Genomic DNA, 6,658 nt, shown 5'->3' with positions numbered 1-6,658 from the left:
GAGGTGGTGAACAGTCAGCGGGCGTTCCTCCCTCGTATCTGGGGCCGGTGCAGCCCGGTGAGCGCCCCCCACACCGACGTCGAGCAGGTGGAAGCCGCCAACACCGCCTTCTACGAGGCACTGGAGCGCGGCGACTTCGAAGAGGTCTCCGCGCTCTGGCTGACGCCCGCGGAACTGGGCGTGGACGAGACGTACCACGACCCCGCGGACACCGGCGTGATCTCCTGCGTGCACCCCGGCTGGCCGGTGCTCACCGGCCGCGGCGAGGTCCTCAGGTCGTACGCCCTGATCATGGCCAACACCGACTACATCCAGTTCTTCCTCACCGATGTGCACGTCTCCGTGACCGGCGACACCGCGCTGGTGACCTGCACGGAGAACATCCTCAGCGGCGGGCCCGCACCGGAGGAGGGCGCCGAGCTGGGGCCGCTGGTCGGCCAGCTCGTCGTCGCCACGAACGTGTTCCGGCGCACCGCCTCGGGCTGGAAGCTGTGGTCGCACCACGCCTCCCCCGTCCTGGCCGAGACCGCCGAGGACGACGACACCGGCGCGAACGGCGTGAACCCGGACGACGACTCCCTCGCATGACGGGGCACCCGCGTCCGGTGGCGGCCCGGCCCGCGGACGGACACGTGGCCGGAATCACCTACCTCCGGGTAGACGCGGCCACCGGCCCGTGACAGGACCGGGTTCCGCGGGGGAACCCCAGGTGAACCCTCCGGGTTCCGGCCCGGCCCCGCGCCCCCGCGGCCGGGCCCTGTCGGTGCCCGCAGGTAGATTCGTCTGAGACCGGTGTGCCGCCCGCACGCGGTACGGGCCGGTCGTTCCCGACGATTGCAGGAGTGATTCGCGTGGATCGTGTCGCGCTGCGCGGCCTCAAGGCCCGTGGGCACCACGGGGTGTTCCCCAAGGAGCGCGAGGAGGGCCAGACCTTCATCGTGGACCTCGTCCTCGGCCTGGACACCCGGCCGGCCGCGGCCGACGACGACCTGACGAAGACCGTGCACTACGGCATCGTGGCCGAGGAGGTCGTGGCCGTGGTCGAGGGCGATCCGGTGGACCTCATCGAGACCCTCGCCGAGCGGATCGCCAGGACCTGCCTGAAGCACGAAGGGGTTCAGGAGGTCGAGGTGTGCGTCCACAAACCGGACGCGCCGATCACCGTCCCCTTCGACGACGTGACCGTCACCATCACCCGGAGCCGAGTATGACCCGACCTTTCCGCCAGGGTCACAGCGACCCCACCGTCCAGCCGGTACCCGCCTCGGTCGTCGAGAAGGTGGACGCCGCCGACACGACCCTGCACAACCCCCAGTGGGCCGTGATCTCCCTCGGCTCCAACCTCGGCAACCGCCTGGAGACCCTCCAGGGGGCCGTGGACGCCCTGGAGGACACCCCGGGTGTCCGGGTGAAGGCCGTCTCGCCGGTGTACGAGACGGAGCCGTGGGGCGTCGAGCCCGGCAGCCAGCCGTCGTACTTCAACGCGGTCGTGGTCCTGAAGACGACCCTGCCCCCCGCCTCCCTGCTGGAGCGGGCGCACGCCGTCGAGGAGGCCTTCAACCGCGTGCGGGACGAGCGCTGGGGCCCGCGCACGCTGGACGTCGACATCGTCGCCTACGCCGACGTCACCTCGGACGACCCGCGGCTCACCCTCCCCCATCCGCGCGCCCACGAGCGCGCCTTCGTGCTGGCGCCCTGGCACGACGTGGACCCCCAGGCCCAGCTCCCCGGCCGTGGCACGGTCGCCGAACTGCTGTCCGCGATCACCCGCGAGGGTGTGGCGCACCGGGAGGACCTGGAACTCCGGCTGCCCGAGTAGTCGTTAAGGTCGAGACGGGTCGGGACCGAGGAACGACCACCGTCCGGGGCGGTCCGGGGGAAACAACTGAAGGGACACCGTGAGAGAGCTGCGCATCAGGGTGCTGGCGGGCGTGTTCGTCGTGGCCGGCGTCCTGTCCTGGGCGGGCGCCCGCCTCTGGAACTCGACCGGGACCCTGCCGAGCGTCCCCCTGGCCGCCCCCGTGGTCCTCGCGCTGATCGCGGTGGTGCTGCTCTCCACGGCGCTCTCGCTGCGCGCCCGGCTGAAGGCCCAGCGCGAGCGCCGGCCCGGGGCCAAGGGCGTCGATCCGCTGATGGCCGCCCGGGCCGTCGTCTTCGGCCAGGCCAGCGCGCTGGTCGCGGCCCTCGTCGCCGGTGTGTACGCCGGCATGGGGATCTTCCTGCTGGAGCTGCTGGACTTCCCGGCCCGCCGCGACCAGGCGATCTACGCGGGCTTCTCGGCCCTGGCCGGCTTCGGCGTGATAGCGGCCGCCCTGTTCCTGGAGCGGGTGTGCCGGCTCCCCGAGGACGACGACCAGAACCCTCCGGGGGCGCAGCCGGCGGCCTGACCCGCCCGCCGCGCCCGGCGGCCGGGTCAGCGCGCCATGATGAGGCTCATGGCCTCGTTGCGCGTGGCGCCATCGCGCAGCTGCCCGCGCACGGCGGACGTTATGGTCTTCGCGCCCGGCTTGCGGATGCCGCGCATCGACATGCACATGTGCTCGCACTCGACCACGACGATGACGCCCCGCGGCTCCAGGATCTCCATCAGGGAGTCCGCGATCTGCGTGGTCAGGCGCTCCTGCACCTGGGGCCGACGGGCGTAGACGTCGACCAGACGGGCCAGCTTGGACAGCCCGGTGATCTTTCCCGTCTCGGACGGGATGTAACCGACGTGGGCGACGCCCCGGAACGGCACCAGGTGGTGCTCACAGGTCGAGTACACCTCGATGTCCTTCACGAGGACCATCTCGTCGTGCCCGAGGTCGAACGTCGTCGTCAGGACGTCCTCCGGCCGCTGCCACAGACCGGCGAAGATCTCCCGGTAGGCGCGCGCGACCCGGGCCGGCGTCTCCCTGAGCCCCTCGCGGTCCGGGTCCTCCCCGACCGCGAGCAGCAGCTCCCGCACGGCGTTCTCGGCGCGCTTCTCGTCGAATTCGCCGATGCGGCCCTCGCCGTCCAGCGTCACCGGGTCGGTCATCTGGTTCCTCGTTCCCGCGCCATGACGCGCGTGTCTCGCCCTGCCGAAACTGCGGACATGCGAAATGCCGCGACCTCCAGGCTAGAACCTGGGGGTCGCGGCATTCATTCCGGGCCAGCCGTCCGCGGGGCGGTCAGCTGTCGGAGCGGTCCTCCGGGGACTGGTCCGTCACCGGGGCGGACTCCGCCGCCGTCGACTTCGCGGTGCTGATCGACGCCGTCGCGCCGTTCGCGCCGTTGGTCAGCGCCAGCTCCTTCGGGGAGAGCACCGGCGGGCGGGTGGACGGGGTACGGCGGGAAGAACCGGTCCAGGCGGGCCGCGGCGGGCGCTTGACGACCGGGGCGAAGATCTCGGCGATCTCCTCCTTGCCCAGGGTCTCCTTCTCCAGCAGCTGGAGAACGAGGTTGTCGAGCACGTCGCGGTTCTCGACCAGGATCTCCCAGGCCTCGTTGTGCGCGGTCTCGATGAGCTTCTTGACCTCTTCGTCGACCAGCGCGGCGACCTCTTCCGAGTAGTCCCGCTGGTGGGCCATCTCACGGCCGAGGAACGGCTCGCTGTTGTCGCCGCCGAACTTGATCGCGCCGAGACGCTCGGTCATGCCGTACTGCGTGACCATCGCGCGGGCCAGGTTGGTGGCCTTCTCGATGTCGTTGGCGGCACCGGTGGTCGGGTCGTGGAAGACCAGTTCCTCGGCCGCCCGGCCGCCCAGCATGTAGGCGAGCTGGTCGAGCATCTCGTTGCGGGTGGTCGAGTACTTGTCCTCGTCCGGCAGGACCATCGTGTAACCGAGGGCACGGCCGCGGGACAGGATCGTGATCTTGTGGACCGGGTCGGCGTTCGGAGAGGCCGCCGCGACCAGGGCGTGACCGCCCTCGTGGTACGCGGTGATCTTCTTCTCCTTGTCCGACATGATCCGGGTCCGCTTCTGCGGGCCCGCGACCACGCGGTCGATCGCCTCGTCCAGCGCCTTGTTGTCGATCAGCTTCTGGTCGCCGCGGGCGGTGAGCAGCGCCGCCTCGTTCAGCACGTTGGCGAGGTCGGCACCGGTCATGCCCGGGGTGCGGCGGGCCACGGCGGACAGGTCGACGTCGGGCGCGACCGGCTTGCCCTTCTGGTGGACCTTGAGGATCTCCAGACGGCCCTGGAGGTCCGGCGGGTCGACCGCGATCTGCCGGTCGAAGCGGCCCGGGCGCAGCAGCGCCGGGTCGAGGATGTCCGGCCGGTTGGTGGCCGCGATCAGGATGACGCCGCCCTTGACGTCGAAGCCGTCCATCTCGACCAGCAGCTGGTTCAGGGTCTGCTCGCGCTCGTCGTGACCACCGCCGAGGCCGGCGCCGCGGTGGCGGCCGACCGCGTCGATCTCGTCGACGAAGACGATCGCCGGGGCGTTCGCCTTGGCCTGCTCGAACAGGTCACGCACACGGGAGGCACCGACACCGACGAACATCTCGACGAAGTCGGAACCGGAGATCGAGTAGAACGGGACGCCCGCCTCGCCCGCGACGGCGCGCGCGAGCAGGGTCTTGCCGGTACCCGGGCGGCCGTAGAGCAGCACGCCCTTGGGGATCTTGGCGCCGACGGCCTGGAACTTGGCCGGCTCCTGGAGGAACTCCTTGATCTCCTGGAGCTCCTCGACGGCCTCGTCACAGCCGGCGACGTCGGAGAAGGTCGTCTTCGGAGTGTCCTTGGTGATGAGCTTCGCCTTGGACTTGCCGAAGTTCATGACCCGGGAGCCACCGCCCTGCATCTGATTCATCAGGAACAGGAAGACGACCACGATCAGGACGAAGGGAAGCAGGGAGAGCAGGACGCCGACGAACGGGTTCTGCTTGGACGGCGAGACCGTGTAGCCGTCCGTGATCTGCTTTTCCTGGTACTTGGTCTGCAGCGTGCCGGCGAGCTGCACACCCTGGTCGCCGATGTAGCTCGCCTGGATCTTCGAGCTGCCCTCGACCTTGTAGCCGTCCTTCAGCGTGACCTTGATGCTCTGTTCGTCACCGGTGGTGAGCTTGGCCGACTCGACCTTGTTCGCGTTGATCGCCGCCACGACCTGGCCGGTGTCCACCGTCTTGTAGCCGCCGGACGAGCCGACGACCTGCATCAACACGACCACGGCAAGGACGGCCAGCACGATCCACATGACCGGCCCACGGAAGTATCGCTTCACGTCCATCCATACGGAGCGGTGCCGCCCCGTCCCTCCTGCCATAGTGAGTTTGATAAGACAGTTCTTCTGACGGTACCCCAGCATTGTTGCCCGAAGCCGCACGGAGCCGATTCGACGGCTGGGAAAACCCGTCTCCGCTTGCTTCAACGGCGCGGAACCCGCTGGGGTTCCCGATCGTCCTACAAGGCTTGGGCCGAGTGGCTCAGCCGCCGTAGACGTGAGGCGCGAGCGTACCGACGAACGGCAGGTTGCGGTACTTCTCGGCGTAGTCGAGGCCGTAGCCGACGACGAACTCGTTCGGGATGTCGAAGCCGACCCACTCGACGTCGATGGCGACCTTGGCGGCGTCCGGCTTGCGCAGCAGCGTGCACACCTTCAGGGAGGCGGGCTCGCGCGAGCCGAGGTTGTTGATCAGCCAGGACAGGGTCAGGCCGGAGTCGATGATGTCCTCGACGATCAGGACGTGCCGGCCCTTGATGTCGGTGTCGAGGTCCTTGAGGATGCGGACCACACCGGAGGACTGGGTGCCCGCGCCGTAGGAGGACACGGCCATCCAGTCCATGGTGACGGGGGTGGACAGCGCCCGGGCGAGGTCCGCCATGACCATCACCGCGCCCTTGAGGACGCCGACGATGAGCAGGTCCTTGCCCGCGTACTCCGCGTCGATCTTCGCGGCCAGCTCGGCCAGCTTCGCGTCGATCTCTTCCTTGGTGATGAGCACCCGCTGGAGGTCGGCACCCATGTCTTTCGCGTCCACCCGCATCACTTTCGGTCGTCCCGCACTTACGGCCGCGTGCGCGGCCACCGGCTGCGGCCGCGTGTGCGGCCCCCGGGGCCGCCCGGCCCGTCGGAGGGCACCGGGTGTGGGCACTCCGCGGGGGCCGGTCGTCAGCCTTGCCGAATCACCAGTCTGCCACCCTGCCGCTGGGCGACGACCCTGCCCGGGAGATTGATGGCTCCCTGGCCGCGCCAGCCGGTGATCAGGCGGTCGACTTCCTCGATGTGGCGGGCGAACAGCGCACCGGCCGGGGCGCCCGCCTCGATGGCCGCGCGGCGCAGGATCCGGCGGCGCACGGCGGGCGGCAGGGCGTACAGCTTGGCGCACTCCAGCAGGCCGGCCGCGTCCCGTACGGAGGCCTCGGCCTGCCTGGCCCAGGCGTCCAGGGCGTCGGCGTCGTCGCGGGAGAGCTGGGCGGTGCGGGCCAGCGCCTCCACCACGCCCTTGCCGAGGGCCTTCTCCAGGGCGGGCAGCCCCTCGTGCCTCAGCCGGGAGCGGGTATAGGCGGGGTCGGCGTTGTGCGGGTCGTCCCAGACCGGCAGGGACTGGACCATGCAGGCCTTGCGGGCGGTCTGCCGGTCCAGGTGCAGGAAGGGCCGCCGGTAACGGCCGCCGGCCCCCGAGACCGCGGCCATGCCGGACAGGGAGCGGATGCCGGAGCCGCGGGCGAGCCCCAGCAGGACGGTCTCGGCCT

At 70.3% G+C, this 6,658-nt stretch carries 8 protein-coding genes; 4 read left to right on the top strand and 4 right to left on the bottom strand.

What is annotated here, in order from left to right:
* Nucleotides 1-57: 57 nt before the first annotated feature.
* The 4 genes from H5J33_RS19080 (at nt 58) to H5J33_RS19065 (ending at nt 2,387) form a co-directional block, all read left to right on the top strand.
* Nucleotides 58-588, top strand: coding sequence for a nuclear transport factor 2 family protein (locus H5J33_RS19080; protein ID WP_181796142.1), 531 nt, complete (start codon nt 58-60; stop codon nt 586-588).
* Nucleotides 589-851: 263 nt separating this feature from the next.
* Nucleotides 852-1,211 (top strand): dihydroneopterin aldolase, encoded by a 360-nt coding sequence (gene folB / locus H5J33_RS19075; RefSeq protein WP_181796141.1) that lies wholly within the window; start codon nt 852-854, stop codon nt 1,209-1,211.
* Nucleotides 1,208-1,819: a 2-amino-4-hydroxy-6-hydroxymethyldihydropteridine diphosphokinase gene (folK, locus tag H5J33_RS19070; protein WP_181796140.1), complete on the top strand. Its 612-nt coding sequence runs from the start codon at nt 1,208-1,210 to the stop codon at nt 1,817-1,819. The genes folB and folK overlap by 4 nt, the downstream gene beginning before the upstream one ends.
* Before the next feature lie 79 nt (nt 1,820-1,898).
* The gene (locus H5J33_RS19065) at nt 1,899-2,387 is read left to right on the top strand and encodes a DUF3180 domain-containing protein (RefSeq protein ID WP_181796139.1); all 489 of its coding nucleotides are present in this window, start codon (nt 1,899-1,901) and stop codon (nt 2,385-2,387) included.
* Nucleotides 2,388-2,413: 26 nt separating this feature from the next.
* Here H5J33_RS19065 and folE read toward each other — a convergent pair whose 3' ends face one another.
* The 4 genes from folE to H5J33_RS19045 all read right to left on the bottom strand — a co-directional run.
* Nucleotides 2,414-3,019: a GTP cyclohydrolase I FolE gene (folE, locus tag H5J33_RS19060; RefSeq protein ID WP_181796138.1), complete on the bottom strand. Its 606-nt coding sequence runs from the start codon at nt 3,017-3,019 to the stop codon at nt 2,414-2,416.
* 133 nt (nt 3,020-3,152) lie between these two features.
* Nucleotides 3,153-5,192, bottom strand: a complete 2,040-nt coding sequence (gene ftsH, locus H5J33_RS19055; protein ID WP_181796137.1) for an ATP-dependent zinc metalloprotease FtsH — start codon at nt 5,190-5,192, stop codon at nt 3,153-3,155.
* 196 nt (nt 5,193-5,388) lie between these two features.
* Nucleotides 5,389-5,949, bottom strand: a complete 561-nt coding sequence (gene hpt / locus H5J33_RS19050) for a hypoxanthine phosphoribosyltransferase (protein ID WP_030606186.1) — start codon at nt 5,947-5,949, stop codon at nt 5,389-5,391.
* 125 nt (nt 5,950-6,074) lie between these two features.
* A partial coding sequence (locus tag H5J33_RS19045) for an ATP-binding protein (protein ID WP_181796136.1) occupies nt 6,075-6,658 on the bottom strand: 584 nt, incomplete at its 5' end.

Source organism: Streptomyces sp. WELS2 (genome assembly GCF_013870595.1).
Taxonomy (GTDB): domain Bacteria; phylum Actinomycetota; class Actinomycetes; order Streptomycetales; family Streptomycetaceae; genus Streptomyces.
The sequence above is the reverse complement of the archived record's forward strand: the minus strand, read 5'-3'. Positions and strand labels throughout refer to the sequence as shown.

Coding starts and splice junctions, on each gene's coding strand:
- folK (WP_181796140.1), top strand. CDS start 1,208: ATGACCCGACCTTTCCGCCAGGGTCACAGCGACCCCACCGTCCAGCCG.
- folE (WP_181796138.1), bottom strand. CDS start 3,019: ATGACCGACCCGGTGACGCTGGACGGCGAGGGCCGCATCGGCGAATTC.
- ftsH (WP_181796137.1), bottom strand. CDS start 5,192: ATGGACGTGAAGCGATACTTCCGTGGGCCGGTCATGTGGATCGTGCTG.
- hpt (WP_030606186.1), bottom strand. CDS start 5,949: ATGCGGGTGGACGCGAAAGACATGGGTGCCGACCTCCAGCGGGTGCTC.